This window comes from Kluyvera sp. 142486, assembly GCF_046569695.1.
GTDB lineage: Bacteria > Pseudomonadota > Gammaproteobacteria > Enterobacterales > Enterobacteriaceae > Kluyvera.
This window is the reverse complement of sequence record NZ_JBKHUI010000003.1, coordinates 123,203-141,117: the sequence shown is the minus strand read 5'-3', so window position 1 is coordinate 141,117 and position 17,915 is coordinate 123,203. Positions and strand designations below refer to the sequence as shown.

The following is a 17,915-nucleotide window of genomic DNA, read 5'->3' as shown; positions in this document are numbered from 1 at the left end:
TAGCAAAAGGCTAATTTATGTCAGAGCAGGTTCTCTATTTTGTGCAGCAGATGTTTAACGGCGTTACGCTGGGAAGCACCTATGCACTGATCGCCATCGGTTACACCATGGTGTACGGGATTATCGGTATGATCAACTTCGCCCACGGCGAGGTGTACATGATCGGTAGTTATGTCTCCTTTATGATTATCGCCGCATTAATGATGATGGGCATCGACACCGGCTGGCTTCTGGTGGCGGCTGGATTCATCGGGGCGATTGTGATTGCCAGCGCCTACGGCTGGAGCATTGAACGCGTGGCCTACCGCCCGGTGCGTAGCTCCAAGCGTCTGATTGCGCTGATCTCCGCCATCGGGATGTCCATCTTCCTGCAGAACTACGTCAGTCTGACCGAAGGCTCGCGCGATATCGCACTGCCGAGCCTGTTTAACGGTCAGTGGATTGTCGGCAGCAGCGAAAACTTCTCCGCGTCCATCACTACCATGCAGCTGGTTATCTGGATTGTGACCTTCGTTGCCATGCTGGCGCTGACGCTGTTTATTCGCTACTCCCGCATGGGCCGCGCCTGTCGCGCCTGTGCGGAAGACCTGAAAATGGCGAGCCTGCTCGGCATTAACACCGACCGCGTGATTGCCCTGACGTTTGTCATTGGCGCGGCGATGGCGGCGGTGGCGGGCGTGCTGCTGGGGCAGTTCTACGGCGTTATCAACCCGTATATCGGCTTTATGGCCGGGATGAAGGCCTTCACCGCAGCGGTTCTCGGCGGTATCGGCAGCATTCCAGGGGCGATGATTGGCGGGCTGATCCTCGGTATCGCGGAAGCGCTCTCCTCTGCTTATCTGAGCACCGAATATAAAGACGTTGTGTCGTTCGCGCTGCTGATCGTGGTGCTGCTGGTGATGCCGACCGGTATCCTGGGCCGCCCGGAGGTAGAGAAAGTATGAAACCGATGCAATTTGCGATGGCGCTGCTGTCGGCGGCGATGTTCTTTGTCCTGGCTGGCGTCTTTATGGGCGTTCAGCTGCAGCTCGACGGTACCAAACTGGTGGTGGGCAGCGCGGCGGATATCCGCTGGCAGTGGATCTTTATCGGCACCGCGGTGGTCTTTTTCTTCCAGATGCTGCGCCCATTATTCCAGAAGGGGCTGAAAAGCGTCTCCGGGCCGAAGTTTATTCTGCCTGCCATTGACGGCTCGACGGTTAAACAGAAGCTGTTCCTGGTGGCGCTGCTGGTGATCGCCGTAGCGTGGCCGTTTATGGTTTCACGTGGCACGGTCGATATCGCCACCCTGACCATGATTTACATCATCCTTGGCCTTGGCTTGAACGTGGTGGTGGGGCTTTCCGGCCTGCTGGTGCTCGGTTACGGCGGCTTCTATGCCATCGGTGCTTACACCTTCGCGCTGCTGAACCACTACTACGGTCTTGGCTTCTGGACCTGTCTGCCAATCGCAGGTCTGGTCTCGGCGGCGGCGGGCTTCCTGCTGGGCTTCCCGGTACTGCGCCTGCGCGGTGACTATCTGGCAATTGTGACCTTAGGCTTCGGCGAAATCGTCCGTATCCTGCTGCTCAACAACACCGAAGTGACCGGCGGGCCGAACGGCATCAGCCAGATCCCGAAACCGACCTTCTTCGGCCTGGAGTTCAGTCGTAGCGCCCGCGAAGGTGGCTGGGATACCTTTAGCAACTTCTTTAACGTTAAGTATGACCCGTCCGACCGCGTTATCTTCCTTTATCTGGTGGCGCTGCTGCTGGTGGTGTTGAGCCTGTTTGTCATCAACCGCCTGCTGCGTATGCCGCTGGGCCGCGCGTGGGAAGCGCTGCGTGAAGATGAAATTGCCTGTCGCTCGCTGGGCCTGAGCCCAACGCGCATCAAGCTGACAGCCTTTACCATCAGCGCCGCGTTTGCCGGTTTTGCCGGTACGCTGTTTGCTGCGCGTCAGGGTTTTGTCAGCCCGGAATCCTTTACCTTTGCCGAGTCGGCCTTCGTGCTGGCGATTGTGGTACTGGGTGGGATGGGCTCGCAGTTTGCGGTTATTCTCGCCGCCGTCCTGCTGGTGGTGTCGCGCGAGCTGATGCGTGACTTCAACGAATACAGCATGCTGATGCTGGGTGGTTTGATGGTTCTGATGATGATCTGGCGTCCGCAGGGGCTTCTGCCGATGACCCGTCCGCAGCTCAAGCTGAAAAACGGGAAAACGAAAGAAGGAGAGCAGGCATGAGTCAGCCATTATTATCCGTTAACGGCCTGATGATGCGTTTTGGCGGCCTGCTGGCGGTCAACAACGTGGCGCTGGAGCTGCATCCTCAGGAAATTGTCTCCCTGATTGGCCCGAACGGCGCGGGGAAAACCACGGTCTTTAACTGCCTGACCGGCTTCTATAAGCCGACCGGCGGCACCATTATGCTGCGTGACCAGCACCTGGAAGGGTTGCCGGGTCAGGAGATTGCCCGTATGGGCGTGGTGCGAACCTTCCAGCACGTGCGTCTGTTCCGCGAAATGACGGTGATTGAAAACCTGCTGGTGGCACAGCATCAGCAGTTGAAGACCGGGGTCTTCTCCGGCCTGCTGAAAACCCCGTCGTTCAAGCGTGCGCAGAGCGAAGCGCTGGACCGCGCCGCGACCTGGCTTGAGCGTATCGGTCTGTTAGAGCACGCTAACCGTCAGGCCAGTAACCTGGCCTACGGTGACCAGCGTCGTCTGGAGATTGCTCGCTGCATGGTGACGCAGCCGGAAATCCTGATGCTCGACGAACCGGCGGCGGGCCTTAACCCGAAAGAGACCAAAGAGCTGGACGAACTGATTGCCGAGCTGCGTAACCATCACAACACCACTATCCTGCTGATTGAGCACGATATGAAGCTGGTGATGGGCATTTCCGATCGCATCTACGTGGTGAATCAGGGAACGCCGCTGGCGAACGGTACGCCGGAAGAGATCCGCAACAACCCGGACGTGATCCGCGCTTATCTGGGTGAGGCATAAAATGGATAAAGTGATGTTATCGTTTGATAAAGTCAGCGCCCACTACGGCAAGATTCAGGCGCTGCACGACGTCAGCCTGCATATCAATCAGGGCGAAATCGTTACCCTGATTGGCGCCAACGGCGCGGGTAAAACCACGCTGCTCGGCACCCTGTGCGCCGACCCGCGCGCCACCAGCGGGCGTATTGTCTTTGATGATAAGGACATTACCGACTGGCAGACGGCGAAAATCATGCGTGAAGCGGTAGCGATTGTCCCGGAAGGGCGTCGCGTCTTCTCGCGCATGACGGTGGAAGAGAACCTTGCGATGGGCGGCTTCTTCGCCGACCGCGATCAGTTCCAGGAGCGCATCAAGTGGGTGTATGACCTATTCCCACGCCTGCTTGAGCGTCGAATTCAGCGTGCGGGCACGATGTCCGGCGGTGAGCAGCAGATGCTGGCAATTGGCCGTGCATTGATGAGCCAGCCGCGCCTGCTGCTGCTTGATGAGCCTTCTCTGGGGCTGGCCCCGATTATCATTCAGCAGATCTTCGACACTATCGAGCAACTGCGTAAGCAGGGCATGACCATCTTCCTCGTCGAGCAGAACGCCAACCAGGCGCTGAAGCTTGCCGACCGCGGCTACGTGCTGGAAAACGGTCACGTGGTGCTGGAAGACACCGGTGATGCGCTGTTGGCGAACGAAGCGGTGCGCAGCGCGTATCTCGGCGGTTAATTTACAGCAACAATGCCGGATGGCGGCGTAAACGCCTTATCCGGCCTACCGTTACCCGTAGGCCGGATAAGATGCGTTCGCATCGCCATCCGGCGTTTCCCTATACGTGTCATAGCTCCCACTTTCCCTTCTTAGAACCGTCACCGCCTTGCCATCCCTTTGTCGCCTTACTATCTTTTTTTTGTAATAAAAAAGTTATTTTTCTGTCATTCGAGCATGTCATGTTACCCCCGCGAACATAAAACGCGTGATATCGCGCATCCCGGCACAAAAAGAGAGATAACCGATGATATCGTTACGACATACAGCTTTAGGATTGGCAATGAGTCTGGCATTCGCAGGTCAGGCTATGGCGGTGACCACTATTCCGTTCTGGCATTCAATGGAAGGTGAGCTGGGTAAAGAGGTTGACTCTCTGGCGCAGCGCTTTAACGCCGCCAACCCGGATTACAAAATCCAGCCGGTGTACAAAGGCAACTACGAGCAGAGCCTGAGCGCCGGTATCGCCGCGTTCCGTACCGGCAACGCCCCGGCAATTCTGCAGGTGTACGAAGTGGGTACCGCCACCATGATGGCGTCAAAAGCGATTAAGCCGGTGTACCAGGTATTTGATGATGCCGGTATCAAGTTCGATGAATCTCAGTTTGTGCCGACGGTTTCCGGTTACTACACCGACTCCAAAACCGGGCACCTGCTGTCCCAACCGTTTAACAGCTCCACTCCGGTGCTGTACTACAACAAAGACGCCTTCAAGAAAGCCGGTTTAGACCCGAACCAGCCGCCGAAAACCTGGCAGGATCTGGCGGCCTATACCGCGAAGCTGAAAGCAGCCGGTATGAAGTGCGGCTACGCCAGCGGCTGGCAGGGTTGGATCCAGATTGAAAACTTCAGCGCCTGGCACGGCCTGCCGGTTGCGACCAAAAACAACGGCTTTGACGGTACCGACGCTGTGCTGGAGTTCAACAAGCCAGAGCAGGTGAAACACATCGCGCTGCTGGAAGAGTTGAACAAGAAGGGTGATTTCAGCTACTTCGGCCGTAAAGATGAGTCCACCGAGAAGTTCTACAACGGCGACTGCGCCATTACCACCGCCTCTTCTGGCTCGCTGGCGGATATCCGTCAGTACGCTAAATTCAACTACGGCGTGGGCATGATGCCTTACGATGCTGACGTGAAAAGCGCGCCGCAGAACGCCATCATCGGCGGGGCGAGCCTGTGGGTGATGCAGGGTAAAGACAAAGAAACCTACACCGGCGTCGCGAAATTCCTCGAGTTCCTGACGAAGCCTGAAATTGCTGCCGAATGGCACCAGAAAACCGGCTACCTGCCAATCACAACCGCCGCGTACGATCTGACTCGTCAGCAGGGCTTCTATGACAAGAACCCAGGTGCCGACATCGCCACGCGTCAGATGCTGAACAAGCCACCGTTGCCGTTCACTAAAGGGCTGCGTCTGGGCAATATGCCGCAGATTCGTACCATTGTGGATGAAGAACTGGAAAGCGTCTGGACCGGTAAGAAAACGCCTCAGCAGGCGCTGGACTCTGCGGTAGAGCGCGGGAATCAGCTGCTGCGTCGCTTCGAGCAATCGACCAAGTCTTAATCATTGACTAATCCCTCACCCTAACCCTCTCCCCATAGGGGAGAGGGGACCGTTCGGCACCGTCTGGTATAGAGTGAACCGAGCGGTATTTTCTCCCTCGCCCCTTTGGGGAGAGGGCCGGGGTGAGGGGAAACCAACTCAGAGTTTAACTATGTCATCATCCCGTCCGGTGTTTAAATCGCGCTGGCTGCCTTACGCATTGGTCGCCCCGCAGCTGATTATCACCGTTATCTTCTTTATCTGGCCCGCCGGCGAAGCGCTGTGGTATTCACTGCAAAGCGTTGACCCGTTTGGTCTCTCCAGCCAGTTCGTTGGCCTGGATAACTTCGTCACGCTGTTCCACGACAGCTACTATCTCGACTCCTTCTGGACGACGATCAAGTTCAGCGGCCTGGTGACGATAAGCGGCCTGCTGGTCTCGCTGTTCTTCGCCGCGCTGGTGGACTATGTGGTGCGCGGCAGCCGTCTTTACCAGACGCTGATGCTGCTGCCTTACGCCGTCGCGCCTGCCGTTGCCGCCGTACTGTGGATCTTCCTGTTTAACCCAGGACGCGGGCTGATTACCCACTTCCTCGGCGAGTTCGGCTACGACTGGAACCACGCGCAGAATAGCGGTCAGGCCATGTTCCTGGTGGTCTTCGCCTCGGTCTGGAAGCAGATAAGCTACAACTTCCTGTTCTTCTTTGCCGCGCTGCAATCTATTCCGCGCTCGCTGGTCGAGGCCGCCGCTATCGATGGCGCAGGCCCGATTCGCCGCTTCTTCAAGCTGGCGCTGCCGCTGATCGCACCGGTGAGCTTCTTCCTGCTGGTGGTTAACCTGGTGTACGCCTTCTTCGACACCTTCCCGGTGATCGACGCCGCGACGGCGGGCGGCCCGGTGCAGGCCACCACCACGCTGATTTATAAGATTTACCGTGAAGGATTTGCCGGGCTGGATCTTTCGGCCTCTGCGGCGCAGTCGGTGGTGCTGATGTTCCTCGTCATCATCCTGACCGTGGTGCAGTTCCGCTACGTGGAAAGTAAGGTGCGCTACCAATGATTGAGAACCGTCGCGGGCTGACGATATTCAGCCACACCATGCTGATCCTCGGGATTATCGTGATCCTGTTTCCGCTGTACGTCGCTTTTACGGCGGCGACGCTGGATAACAAAGCGGTGTTCGAAACGCCGATGACGCTGATTCCTGGCAGCCATCTGTTCGAGAATATGAAGGCGATTTGGGTCAACGGCGTCGGGGTGAATAGCGCGCCGTTCTGGCTGATGATGCTCAACAGCTTCATCATGGCCTTCGCCATTACCGTCGGCAAAATTGCGGTGTCGATGCTTTCCGCCTTCGCCATCGTCTGGTTCCGTTTTCCGCTGCGTAACCTGTTCTTCTGGATGATCTTTATCACCCTGATGCTGCCGGTGGAAGTGCGTATCTTCCCGACGGTTGAGGTCATTGCCAACCTGAAGATGCTCGACAGCTACGCCGGTTTGACGCTGCCGCTGATGGCGTCGGCGACCGCCACCTTCCTGTTCCGCCAGTTCTTTATGACCCTGCCGGACGAGCTGATTGAAGCGGCGCGTATCGACGGCGCTTCGCCGATGCGCTTTTTCCGCGACATCGTGCTGCCGCTGTCGAAAACCAACCTCGCGGCGCTGTTCGTCATCACCTTTATCTACGGCTGGAACCAGTATCTCTGGCCGCTGCTGATTATTACCGACGTGAACCTCGGCACCGCCGTGGCGGGCATCAAAGGGATGATCGCTACCGGTGAAGGCACCACGCAGTGGAACCAGGTGATGGCGGCGATGCTGCTCACCCTTATTCCCCCCGTTGTTATCGTTTTAGCCATGCAGCGTGCCTTTGTGCGCGGCCTGGTCGATAGTGAGAAATAAAAATGGCTGGTTTAAAACTACAGGCAGTAACCAAAAGCTGGGACGGTAAAACCCAGGTCATTCAACCGTTGACGCTGGATGTGGCAGACGGGGAATTTATTGTAATGGTCGGCCCGTCGGGCTGCGGAAAATCAACGCTGCTGCGCATGGTGGCGGGGCTTGAACGCGTGACCAGCGGCGACATCTGGATTGACCGCAAGCGCGTCACCGAAATGGAACCGAAGGATCGCGGCATTGCGATGGTGTTCCAGAACTATGCGCTCTACCCGCACATGAGCGTGGAAGAGAACATGGCCTGGGGGCTGAAAATTCGCGGCATGGGCAAAGCGCACATTGCCGAAAAAGTACAGGAAGCGGCGCGTATTCTTGAACTGGATGGCCTGCTGAAGCGCCGCCCGCGCGAGCTTTCCGGCGGCCAGCGCCAGCGCGTGGCGATGGGGCGCGCTATCGTGCGTGACCCGGCGGTGTTCCTGTTCGACGAACCGCTCTCCAACCTCGACGCCAAGCTGCGCGTGCAGATGCGCCTTGAGCTGCAACAGCTGCATCGTCGTCTGAAAACCACTTCTCTCTACGTCACCCACGATCAGGTCGAAGCGATGACCCTCGCCCAGCGAGTGATGGTGATGAACAAAGGCATTGCCGAGCAGATTGGCACGCCGGTGGAAGTGTATGAGAAACCGGCCAGCCGCTTTGTGGCGAGCTTTATCGGCAGCCCGGCGATGAACCTGCTGGACGGCCAGATTGATGAGTCCGGCTCGCGCTTTGTGCTGGAAAACGGCATGCAGCTGCCGCTGCCCGCTTCTCAACGTGAATATGCCGGTCGCCGCATGACGCTGGGTATCCGCCCGGAACATATTGCGCTAAGCTCGCAGGCCGAAGGCGGCGTGCCGCTGGTGATGGATACGCTGGAAATCCTCGGCGCTGACAACCTGGCCCATGGCCGCTTTGGTGAACAGAAAATGGTGGTGCGCCTACCGCACCAACAGCGTCCGCCCGCGGGCACCACGCTGTGGCTGCATCTGCCGGACGATCATTTGCACCTCTTTGAAGGTGAGACAGGATTACGCGTATGAGCAATTGGCCTTATCCCCACATCGTCGCCCACCGTGGCGGCGGTAAGTTAGCGCCGGAAAACACCCTGGCGGCGATTGACGTTGGCGCACGCTACGGTCATACCATGATTGAGTTTGATGCCAAGCTGTCGAAAGACGGGCAGATTTTCCTGCTGCATGACGACAACCTCGAACGCACCAGCAACGGCTGGGGCGTAGCGGGTGAACTGAGCTGGCAGGATCTGCTGCGCGTGGATGCCGGAAGCTGGTTTAACAGCAGCTTTAAGGACGAACCGCTGCCGCTGCTGTCGCAGGTGGCTGAACGCTGCCGCCAGCACGGCATGATGGCGAATATCGAAATTAAACCGACCACCGGCAGCGGGCCGTTGACCGGCAAAGTAGTGGCGCTGGCTGCCCGCGAACTGTGGGCCGATATGACCCCACCGCTGCTGTCGTCGTTTGAAATTGATGCGCTGGAAGCCGCCCAGCTTGCCGTACCGGAACTACCACGCGGTTTACTGCTGGATGAGTGGCGGGACGACTGGCGTGAACTGACGACGCGTCTGGGCTGCGTCTCGATTCACCTCAACCATCGTCTGCTGGATGAAGCGCGGGTCGATGCGTTGCGTGACGCGGGGCTGCGGATTCTGGTCTATACCGTGAATAACCCCCAGCGCGCCGCCGAGCTGCTGCGCTGGGGTGTGGACTGCATCTGTACCGATGCGATTGATATCATCGGCCCAGACTTCCAGCCTTAATACTGCTTCAGCATGCCGCCGTTGCTATTGGGCAGCGGTTGCTGCTGATTTAGCATGCCCGGCTGCGACTGCTGAACGCGCTGCTGGTTGGCGTTCAGCTGGTTTTGCAGATGCTGCTGTTGCTGCTGCGTCTGCACCTTGCGCTGCTGGTTCAGCATGCTGGATTGCTGCTGCTGTTGATTGAGCATACGGGTCTGCATTCGCTGCTGGCTTGGGATCTCATAGCCCGGCTTATTCGGGTTGTTGTCGACGTTCAGCGGCGCGGCCAGCGCGGTGAACGGCAGCAGTGCCGCCAGAATCAGTAATCGTTTCATCGTCTTTCCTCCGTGTAGGGGATCGCTTAAGTTTACTCCTTTCCCATCGTAACGAGGATTATTTCAGCATTATGAACCAGGCTTAGTGGGGAACTCACCGTACGCTCTGGAGAATGATGATGATAATAATACCGACGTTTTTACGCCGGGTAGCCCTTGCTGCTCTGCTGTCAGGAAGCTGTTTTAGCGCGATTTCTGCTCCTCCACCGCCGCCGGTTTCTTACGGCGTTGAGGAGGATGTATTCCATCCCGTACGTGCCCAGCATGGTATGGTGGCTTCGGTTGATGCTACCGCCACGCGCGTGGGCGTTGAGATTCTGCGGCAGGGTGGTAACGCCGTGGATGCGGCAGTCGCCGTGGGCTATGCGCTAGCGGTCACACACCCGCAGGCGGGGAATATCGGTGGCGGCGGGTTTATGATGCTGCGGACCAAAGACGGCAAAACCACGGCGATTGATTTCCGTGAGATGGCCCCTGAGCAGGCGACCCGCGACATGTTCCTTGATGACCAGGGCAATCCAGACAGTAAAAAATCACTGACCTCGCATCTGGCTTCCGGCACGCCGGGCACGGTGGCGGGCTTCTCGCTGGCGCTGGAGAAGTACGGCACGATGCCGCTCAATAAAGTGATTCACCCGGCGATTAAGCTCGCCAAAGATGGCTTTGTGGTCAACGACGCGCTGGCCGACGATCTTAAAACCTATGGCAGTGAAGTGCTGCCGAATCACGCCAACAGTAAAGCTATTTTCTGGAAAGACGGCGAGCCACTGAAAAAAGGCGACAAGCTGGTGCAGGCTAATCTGGCGAAAAGCCTGGAGCTGATTGCCGAAAACGGACCTGATGCCTTCTATAAAGGGGCGATTGCCGACCAGATTGCCGAAGAGATGCATAAAAACGGCGGCCTGATGAGCAAAGCGGATCTGGCAAACTATAAAGCGGTTGAGCGTACGCCGATTAGCGGCGAGTACCGCGGCTACGAAGTCTTTTCAATGCCGCCGCCGTCTTCCGGCGGAATTCATATCGTGCAGATCCTCAACATCCTCGAAAACTTCGACCTGCACAAATACGGCTTCGGCAGCGCCGATGCGATGCAGTTGATGGCGGAGGCTGAAAAGCACGCCTACGCCGACCGTTCTGAATACCTCGGCGACCCGGACTTCGTGAAGGTGCCATGGCAGGCGCTGACCAACAAAGCCTACGCCAAATCTATTGCTGATCAGATTGATATCAACAAGGCCAAACCGTCCAGCCAGATTAAGCCGGGCAAACTGGCACCGTACGAAAGCAACCAGACCACGCATTTCTCGGTAGTGGATAAAGATGGTAACGCGGTGGCGGTGACCTACACGCTCAACACCACCTTTGGTACCGGTATCGTAGCGGGTAATACCGGCATTCTGATGAATAACGAAATGGATGACTTCTCCGCCAAACCGGGCGTGCCGAACGTCTACGGGCTGGTGGGCGGCGATGCCAACGCGGTTGGGCCGAAGAAACGTCCGCTGTCGTCGATGTCGCCAACCATTGTGGTGAAAGACGGGAAAACGTGGCTGGTGACCGGTAGCCCTGGGGGCAGCCGGATTATCACCACGGTGCTACAGATGGTGGTCAACTCCATCGACTTCGGTATGAACGTGGCAGAAGCCACCAACGCACCGCGCTTCCACCATCAGTGGCTGCCGGACGAGCTGCGGGTTGAGAAAGGGTTTAGCCCGGATACGCTGAAGCTGCTGGAAGCGAAGGGGCAGAAGGTGGCGGTGAAAGAGGCGATGGGCAGCACGCAGAGCATTATGGTGGACCCGGACGGGACGCTCTATGGGGCGTCAGACCCGCGCTCGCCGGATGATTTGACGGCGGGGTACTAGTTTACCCTCACCCCGACCCTCTCCCTGAAAGGGAGAGGGAGAAAGGCAGGCTAGATTACTGATTTACAAGCAGCACCATAGGATCCCCTCTCCCTTTGGGAGAGGGTTAGGGTGAGGGCTACCCCTTCACCCGCGCCATAAAATACGCATCCACATATTCCCCATTGCGCAGCCCATATTTCCGGCCCGTGCCTTCAATCTCAAACCCATGTTTCTGGTAAACCGCCACCGCCGGTGCGTTATCGACAAACACCGTCAGTTCGATGCGGTCGACGCGCAGCCAGTTGTCGCACATATCAATCATGGTACGCATCAGCGCGCTGGCGACGCCGTGGTTCTGCCAGCGAGCGTCGACACAAATACCGAAATCGGCGACGTGGCTGCGGCGAGGACGCTGGGCAACGGCGATGCACAGGTGCCCAACCACCTGCTTATCGATGCAGGCGACGAGCTGTTTGATGCCGGGCTGGTCGGCTAGCCGCTCTTGCCACATATGACTGGAAGGATGAGGGACCTGTAGCGTGTTGTGATACACCTCCGGCTGGGCGTGGATCTGACGGATTGCGTCGTAATCTTCAGGTTCAGCGTGGCGAATCACGATGTCACTCATTCTCTTTTCCTTTGTGGTTTAAAAGTCCCTTTTAACATCATTGATTTTGAAATGTGCGTCAATTGGCTTTTTTTGCAAAAAACGTTGGACAAGTGCGAATGAGAATGATTATTATTGTCCTGCATTCAGGGCGTCCTTGCGGAGAACCTGAAAGCACGACATTGCTCACATTGCTTCCAGTATTACTTTAGCCAGCTTTAAGCTGGCTTTTTTTTGTCATTTTTTTCTGCAGATTTGGCCGTGTCTCCAGAGGCTGCTGGCTGCGGGGCCAAACTGTACGTATTATTTTTCTTCGTCTCTGCGGGCAGGATCTCAGCCTGGCCGGAGAATTTACCGCCTTTTTTAATCGCCAGCGTGTGATAGGCGATAGTGCCGACGACATGGCCGTTTTCGGCGATCTCCAACGACTGGCTGCTACATTGCCCCACCACGCTACCGTCGATAATCAGTTCGCGGCAGTTGATGTTGCCCTCGACCAGGCCGCCATGAATGATTTTTATCAGCCCCTCTGCGGCCTCGATGTTGCCCTTCAGTGAACCGTAAATATAGACATGCCCGTTTGAGGCGATGTTGCCCTCAAAGCATACGTTGCTGGCGACCACCGTTGCGTCCTGCTTTTTGGCGCCGATCGGTTCTTTTTCTTCGCCAGGGAGCGACGTGGGTGAGGTGACAGGGGAAACGTCTGCAGATTTATTCTTTTTAAACATGTGATTGGCCTGATTAAGTTTGATATGGGTGATGAAAGAGGAGAGGGTGCACGCGCCGGATAAATACGCCAACGAGGGGACGTTGAAGAACCAGGCTATCAGGGCGAGCAGCCAGAAAATAATGGCGCAATTGACGGCAAGAAATTCTCTTCCTATGAGCAATTCGTGGCAACTCCGTTAGCGGGATACGGGCGTGAAAGATTCCTTTGTTTCACTGGCACCCTTATCCAGAATTTGCCCGGCACGGTCAACGATTCAGGATCTTTTTCGGAATTTAACTTGTTATTTTTGCAGAATTTATTGGTGAATCTTATAGGCGGGCTATAACGTATTATTTCGAGCTATTTTTAGCCGCGTGGGGGATTTATTTCGTTGCAAGGTGCGCTATGGTGTTCGGCAAACATTTCAAAAGGACTGAACCATGACCCTACACTGCGCCTTTATTGGCTTTGGCAAAAGCGCCACCCGCTACCACCTTCCTTATGTCCTCGAACGTAAAGCCGACTGGCAGGTCGCCCATATCTATCGCCGCAGCCCGAAGCCGGACGAGCAGGCGCCGCAATACGCGCATATTCACTTTACTAGCGAGCTGGATGACATTCTGAACGACCCGCAGGTGAAGCTGGTGGTGGTCTGTACTCACGCCGATAGCCACTTCGAGTACGCGAAAAAGGCGCTGGAAGCGGGCAAAAACGTGCTGGTGGAAAAGCCGTTCACCCCAACGCTTGCCGAAGCGAAAACGCTGTTTGCGCTGGCGAAAAGCAAGGGGCTGACGGTGTCACCGTATCAGAACCGCCGTTTTGACTCCTGCTTCCTGACCGCCAAAAAAGCGATTGAGAGCGGCAAGCTGGGTGAGATTGTGGAAGTGGAAAGCCACTTTGATTACTACCGCCCGGAATCGCCAACTCAGCCGGGCCGCCCGCAGGATGGCGCATTTTATGGCCTGGGCGTGCATACCATGGACCAGATTATCTCGCTGTTCGGCCGCCCGGATCACGCCTCCTATGACATCCGCAGCCTGCGTAACCCGGCTAACCCGGATGACACCTTTGAAGCGCAGCTTTACTACGGCAACCTGAAAGCGATCGTCAAAACCAGCCATCTGGTGAAAATCGATTACCCGAAATTTATCGTTCACGGCACCAAAGGGTCGTTTGTGAAATACGGTATCGACCAGCAGGAAACCAGCCTGAAAGCGGGCATTATGCCGGGCGATGCCAACTTTGCGGCGGACGATTCGGTCGCTTATCTGGAGTACGTTAACGAGGCCGGAGAGACGGTGAAAGAGCAGTGGCAGGCGGAGCGCGGTGACTACGGTCGCGTATACGATGCGCTGTACCAGACGCTGACAAACGGCATGCCGAATTTCGTCAAGGAAACTGAGGCTCTCACCAATATGGAACTGCTCGAACGCGCCTTTGAACAGCCAGCGCCTGCCACCATAAGCCTCGCCAAATAAGCCTCTCTGGCTCCTCTGTTCTTGTTCATATTTTTTGAACAGAGGAGTCAATTTTCACCCACTATCATCCTGACCGGTTTACGTCCAAACTTGTTTCATCGAAAACATGAGGGGGTAAAAAATGATTTTCTTACGCAAAGCAAATGAACGTGGTCATGCGAATCATGGTTGGCTGGATTCCTGGCATACCTTCTCGTTTGCCGATTACTACGATCCGAATTACATGGGCTTCTCGGCACTGCGCGTGATTAACGATGACGTGATTGACGCCGGCCAGGGCTTCGGTACTCACCCGCACAAAGACATGGAAATCCTGACCTATGTTCTGGAAGGCGCCGTTGAGCACCAGGACAGCATGGGTAACAAAGAGCAGGTTCCGGCGGGCGAGTTCCAGATTATGAGTGCGGGTACCGGTATTCGTCACTCTGAGTACAACCCGAGCGCCACCGATAAGCTGCACCTGTATCAAATCTGGATCATTCCAGAAAAAACCGGCATCACGCCGCGTTACGAACAGCGCCGTTTCGACGCCCTGCAGGGCAAACAGCTGGTGCTGTCACCGGATGCCCGTGAAGGCTCGCTGAAGGTGTATCAGGATATGGAACTGTACCGTTGGGCGCTGGCGAAAGGCGAACAGTCGGTGCACCAGATTGCCGCTGACCGCCGCGTGTGGATTCAGGTGGTGAAAGGCGAAGTGAGCATCAACGGCACCAAAGCCACCACCAGCGATGGCCTGGCGATTTGGGACGAGCAGGCAATTTCCGTTCACGCGGATAGCGAAAGTGAAATTTTACTCTTCGATCTGCCGCCAGTTTGATCCGGCTTAAATAAATCGCGCAACCTCCCTAATCTTGCGGGGAGGTTGCGCCATCTCCGTGGTAAACTTCAGCAATATTTCACCTTTGCTTACCTCCGGACGATGAAAAAGAAAAGACCCGTACTTCAGGATGTTGCCGATCGCGTTGGCGTAACCAAAATGACGGTTAGCCGTTTTCTCCGTAACCCGGAACAGGTTTCCGTGGCGTTACGTGGAAAAATTGCGGCGGCTCTTGATGATTTGGGTTATATCCCCAACCGGGCGCCCGATATTCTCTCCAACGCCACCAGCCGCGCTATTGGCGTGCTGCTGCCATCGTTAACCAACCAGGTTTTTGCTGAAGTGCTGCGCGGCGTAGAAAGCGTCACTGACGCCCATGGCTATCAGACCATGCTGGCGCACTACGGCTATAAACCGGAAATGGAGCAGGAACGCCTGGAGTCGATGCTCTCCTGGAACATTGACGGTCTGATTCTCACCGAACGTACCCACACTCCTCGCACCTTGAAGATGATTGAAGTCGCCGGAATTCCGGTGGTGGAGCTGATGGACAGCCAGTCACCGTGCCTCGACATTGCCGTGGGCTTTGATAACTTCGAAGCGGCGCGCCAGATGACGGCGGCGATTATTGCCCGCGGCCATCGCCACATCGCCTATTTAGGCGCACGTCTCGACGAACGTACTATCATCAAACAGAAGGGCTACGAGCAGGCGATGCTCGACGCGGGTCTGATCCCGTACAGCGTGATGGTAGAGCAGTCGTCCTCTTATACTTCCGGCATTGAACTGATGCGCCAGGCGCGACGCGAGTTCTCCAACCTGGACGGTATTTTCTGTACCAACGATGACCTGGCGGTCGGCGCGGCGTTTGAGTGCCAGCGCCTTGGGCTGAGAATTCCTGACGACATCGCGATTGCCGGTTTCCACGGCCACGACATCGGCCAGGTGATGGAGCCGCTTCTTGCCAGCGTGCTGACCCCGCGCGAACGCATGGGGCGCATCGGTGCAGAGCGTCTGCTGGCGCGCATTCGCGGTGAAGTGGTTACGCCAAAAATGTTAGATTTAGGTTTCACTTTGTCACCGGGCGGATCTATTTAGCCCTAACAAGTTTGAACTAGATCACACATATTCACTTAGAATTCACTTCCGGCACGAATGGTTATTGCTTATCCACTTGCCCGGCAGGACAATGTTACCGATAACTGTTACCCGTAACAATTTCCCAAATCTAATTGCCAGTGCCCAACAGGAGGACGCCTTGAGCACGACTAACCACGATCACCATGTCTATGTACTGATGGGCGTATCCGGCAGCGGTAAATCCGCCGTCGCCAGCGAAGTCGCACACCGTCTGAACGCCGCGTTCCTTGACGGCGACTTCCTGCACCCACGCAGCAATATCGTCAAAATGTCCTCCGGCGAACCGCTGAATGACGACGATCGCAAACCGTGGCTGCAGGCGCTGAACGACGCTGCTTTCGCGATGCAGCGCACCAACAAAGTCTCGCTGATTGTCTGCTCTGCGCTGAAAAAAGCGTACCGTGACATCCTGCGTGAAGGTAACCCGAACCTCTCCTTCGTCTACCTGAAAGGGGACTTCGAAGTGATTGAGAGCCGCCTGAAGGCGCGTAAAGGTCACTTCTTCAAAACTCAAATGCTGGTCACTCAGTTCGAAACCCTGCAAGAGCCAGGCGCTGAAGAACACGACGTACTGGTGGTTGATATCGATCAGCCGCTGGAAGGCGTTATCGACAGCACGATTGACGTGATCAACAAAGGCCGTGCCGCGTGACAACTTTAACGCTCGTTTTAACCGCAGTCGGCTCCGTTCTGCTGCTGCTGTTTTTAGTCATGAAGGCGCGTATGCACGCCTTCCTGGCTTTGATGGTGGTTTCTATTGGTGCAGGGCTTTTCTCCGGTATGCCGTTGATTAAAATCGCGGAAACCATGGAGAAAGGGATGGGCGGTACGCTGGGATTCCTGGCTATCGTGGTCGCGCTGGGCGCGATGTTTGGCAAGATTCTGCATGAAACTGGCGCGGTCGATCAGATTGCCGTCAAAATGCTGAAGTCGTTCGGCCATAGCCGCGCGCACTACGCGATTGGTATTGCCGGTCTTATCTGCGCGCTGCCGCTGTTCTTTGAAGTGGCGATCGTGCTGCTGATTAGCGTGGCGTTTTCAATGGCGCGCCACACCGGGACTAACCTGGTGAAGCTGGTGATTCCTTTGTTCGCCGGCGTTGCTGCCGCTGCGGCGTTCCTGCTGCCGGGGCCTGCGCCGATGCTGCTGGCCTCCCAGATGCACGCTGACTTTGGCTGGATGATTCTGATTGGCCTGTGTGCGGCGATCCCGGGGATGATTATTGCCGGCCCGCTGTGGGGCAACTTTATCAGCCGCTACGTTGAGCTGAACATTCCTGATGACATCACCGAGCCGCACCTTGGCGAAGGCAAAATGCCGTCCTTCGGCTTTAGCCTGGCGCTGATTCTGCTGCCGCTGGTGCTGGTGGGTCTGAAAACCATCGCCGCGCGTTTTGTGCCGGTGGGGTCGGAAACCTACGAATGGTTCGAGTTCATCGGTCACCCGTTCACTGCGATCCTGATTGCCTGCCTGGTGGCTATCTATGGTCTGGCGTTCCGTCAGGGCATGGAAAAAGACAAGGTGATGGCGATTTGCGGCGCGGCGCTGCAGCCTGCGGGGATTATCCTGCTGGTGATCGGTGCCGGTGGCGTGTTCAAACAGGTGCTGGTGGATTCCGGCGTTGGCCCGGCGTTGGGCGAAGCCCTGACCGGGATGGGCCTGCCGATTGCGCTGACCTGCTTCATCCTGGCTGCGGCGGTACGTATCATTCAGGGTTCCGCAACGGTTGCGTGTTTGACCGCGGTTGGCCTGGTGATGCCGGTGATTGAACAGCTGCACTACAGCGGCGCACAGCTGGCGGCGCTCTCTATCTGTATCGGCGGAGGTTCTATCGTGGTGAGCCACGTGAACGACGCGGGCTTCTGGCTGTTCGGTAAATTTACCGGCGCCACCGAAGCGCAGACGCTGAAAACCTGGACCATGATGGAAACCATCCTGGGAACGGTCGGCGCCATTATCGGTATGATTGCGTTTACGCTGTTAAGTTAATGCACCACCCGTTGTAGGCC

At 56.6% G+C, this 17,915-nt stretch carries 17 protein-coding genes and 1 pseudogene; 15 read left to right on the top strand and 3 right to left on the bottom strand.

All coding sequences use genetic code 11. The annotated features are described in order from the left end of the window. Positions 1 to 17 precede the first annotated feature (17 nt). The 9 genes from livH to ugpQ all read left to right on the top strand — a co-directional run bounded on the left by livH (position 18) and on the right by ugpQ (position 8,994). The gene (livH, locus tag ACLGE8_RS04795) at positions 18 to 944 is read left to right on the top strand and encodes a high-affinity branched-chain amino acid ABC transporter permease LivH (protein WP_035892178.1); all 927 of its coding nucleotides are present in this window, start codon (positions 18 to 20) and stop codon (positions 942 to 944) included. After that, positions 941 to 2,221: a branched chain amino acid ABC transporter permease LivM gene (livM, locus tag ACLGE8_RS04790; RefSeq protein WP_410996843.1), complete on the top strand. Its 1,281-nt coding sequence runs from the start codon at positions 941 to 943 to the stop codon at positions 2,219 to 2,221. Before livH ends, livM begins: the two co-directional genes overlap by 4 nt. Further along, positions 2,218 to 2,985 (top strand): high-affinity branched-chain amino acid ABC transporter ATP-binding protein LivG, encoded by a 768-nt coding sequence (livG, locus tag ACLGE8_RS04785; RefSeq protein WP_220440225.1) that lies wholly within the window; start codon positions 2,218 to 2,220, stop codon positions 2,983 to 2,985. The genes livM and livG overlap by 4 nt, the downstream gene beginning before the upstream one ends. 1 nt (position 2,986) lies before the next feature. Further along, the gene (gene livF / locus ACLGE8_RS04780; RefSeq protein ID WP_410996841.1) at positions 2,987 to 3,700 is read left to right on the top strand and encodes a high-affinity branched-chain amino acid ABC transporter ATP-binding protein LivF; all 714 of its coding nucleotides are present in this window, start codon (positions 2,987 to 2,989) and stop codon (positions 3,698 to 3,700) included. 286 nt (positions 3,701 to 3,986) lie between these two features. Continuing rightward, complete coding sequence (gene ugpB, locus ACLGE8_RS04775; protein WP_410996839.1) at positions 3,987 to 5,303, top strand: sn-glycerol-3-phosphate ABC transporter substrate-binding protein UgpB; 1,317 nt, start codon at positions 3,987 to 3,989, stop codon at positions 5,301 to 5,303. Positions 5,304 to 5,454: 151 nt separating this feature from the next. Further along, positions 5,455 to 6,342 carry a sn-glycerol-3-phosphate ABC transporter permease UgpA gene (gene ugpA, locus ACLGE8_RS04770; RefSeq protein ID WP_035892166.1) on the top strand — a complete coding sequence of 296 codons (888 nt, stop codon included), beginning with the start codon at positions 5,455 to 5,457 and terminating at the stop codon, positions 6,340 to 6,342. Further along, positions 6,339 to 7,184: a sn-glycerol-3-phosphate ABC transporter permease UgpE gene (ugpE, locus tag ACLGE8_RS04765; RefSeq protein WP_410996837.1), complete on the top strand. Its 846-nt coding sequence runs from the start codon at positions 6,339 to 6,341 to the stop codon at positions 7,182 to 7,184. Before ugpA ends, ugpE begins: the two co-directional genes overlap by 4 nt. Positions 7,185 to 7,186: 2 nt before the next feature. Continuing rightward, positions 7,187 to 8,257, top strand: coding sequence for a sn-glycerol-3-phosphate import ATP-binding protein UgpC (locus tag ACLGE8_RS04760; protein ID WP_123650888.1), 1,071 nt, complete (start codon positions 7,187 to 7,189; stop codon positions 8,255 to 8,257). Continuing rightward, complete coding sequence (ugpQ, locus tag ACLGE8_RS04755; protein WP_410996835.1) at positions 8,254 to 8,994, top strand: glycerophosphodiester phosphodiesterase; 741 nt, start codon at positions 8,254 to 8,256, stop codon at positions 8,992 to 8,994. Before ACLGE8_RS04760 ends, ugpQ begins: the two co-directional genes overlap by 4 nt. Before the next feature lie 8 nt (positions 8,995 to 9,002). Here ugpQ and ACLGE8_RS04750 read toward each other — a convergent pair. Then, positions 9,003 to 9,308 (bottom strand): annotated as a pseudogene (locus ACLGE8_RS04750) (DUF2756 family protein); the annotation flags it as partial. Between the two features lie 122 nt (positions 9,309 to 9,430). On the opposite strand from ACLGE8_RS04750, the gene ggt reads away from it, so the two are divergent. Next, positions 9,431 to 11,173 carry a gamma-glutamyltransferase gene (ggt, locus tag ACLGE8_RS04745; protein ID WP_410997123.1) on the top strand — a complete coding sequence of 581 codons (1,743 nt, stop codon included), beginning with the start codon at positions 9,431 to 9,433 and terminating at the stop codon, positions 11,171 to 11,173. A gap of 118 nt (positions 11,174 to 11,291) precedes the next feature. Here ggt and yhhY read toward each other — a convergent pair whose 3' ends face one another. Beyond that, entirely contained in the window at positions 11,292 to 11,783 is a 492-nt protein-coding gene (yhhY, locus tag ACLGE8_RS04740; RefSeq protein ID WP_410996833.1) for an N-acetyltransferase, read from the bottom strand. 197 nt (positions 11,784 to 11,980) lie between these two features. Continuing rightward, positions 11,981 to 12,652 carry a bactofilin family protein gene (locus ACLGE8_RS04735; RefSeq protein WP_410996831.1) on the bottom strand — a complete coding sequence of 224 codons (672 nt, stop codon included), beginning with the start codon at positions 12,650 to 12,652 and terminating at the stop codon, positions 11,981 to 11,983. 259 nt (positions 12,653 to 12,911) lie between these two features. On the opposite strand from ACLGE8_RS04735, the gene ACLGE8_RS04730 reads away from it, so the two are divergent. The 5 genes from ACLGE8_RS04730 (at position 12,912) to gntU (ending at position 17,895) form a co-directional block, all read left to right on the top strand. Next, the gene (locus tag ACLGE8_RS04730; RefSeq protein ID WP_410996829.1) at positions 12,912 to 13,949 is read left to right on the top strand and encodes an oxidoreductase; all 1,038 of its coding nucleotides are present in this window, start codon (positions 12,912 to 12,914) and stop codon (positions 13,947 to 13,949) included. Between the two features lie 121 nt (positions 13,950 to 14,070). Continuing rightward, the gene (locus tag ACLGE8_RS04725; protein WP_035892157.1) at positions 14,071 to 14,766 is read left to right on the top strand and encodes a pirin family protein; all 696 of its coding nucleotides are present in this window, start codon (positions 14,071 to 14,073) and stop codon (positions 14,764 to 14,766) included. A gap of 102 nt (positions 14,767 to 14,868) precedes the next feature. Continuing rightward, entirely contained in the window at positions 14,869 to 15,864 is a 996-nt protein-coding gene (gntR, locus tag ACLGE8_RS04720; protein ID WP_410996827.1) for a gluconate operon transcriptional repressor GntR, read from the top strand. A 160-nt stretch (positions 15,865 to 16,024) separates the two neighbouring features. Further along, complete coding sequence (gntK, locus tag ACLGE8_RS04715) at positions 16,025 to 16,558, top strand: gluconokinase (RefSeq protein WP_410996825.1); 534 nt, start codon at positions 16,025 to 16,027, stop codon at positions 16,556 to 16,558. Continuing rightward, positions 16,555 to 17,895 carry a gluconate transporter gene (gene gntU / locus ACLGE8_RS04710; protein WP_410996823.1) on the top strand — a complete coding sequence of 447 codons (1,341 nt, stop codon included), beginning with the start codon at positions 16,555 to 16,557 and terminating at the stop codon, positions 17,893 to 17,895. The genes gntK and gntU overlap by 4 nt, the downstream gene beginning before the upstream one ends. Positions 17,896 to 17,915: the final 20 nt, after the last annotated feature.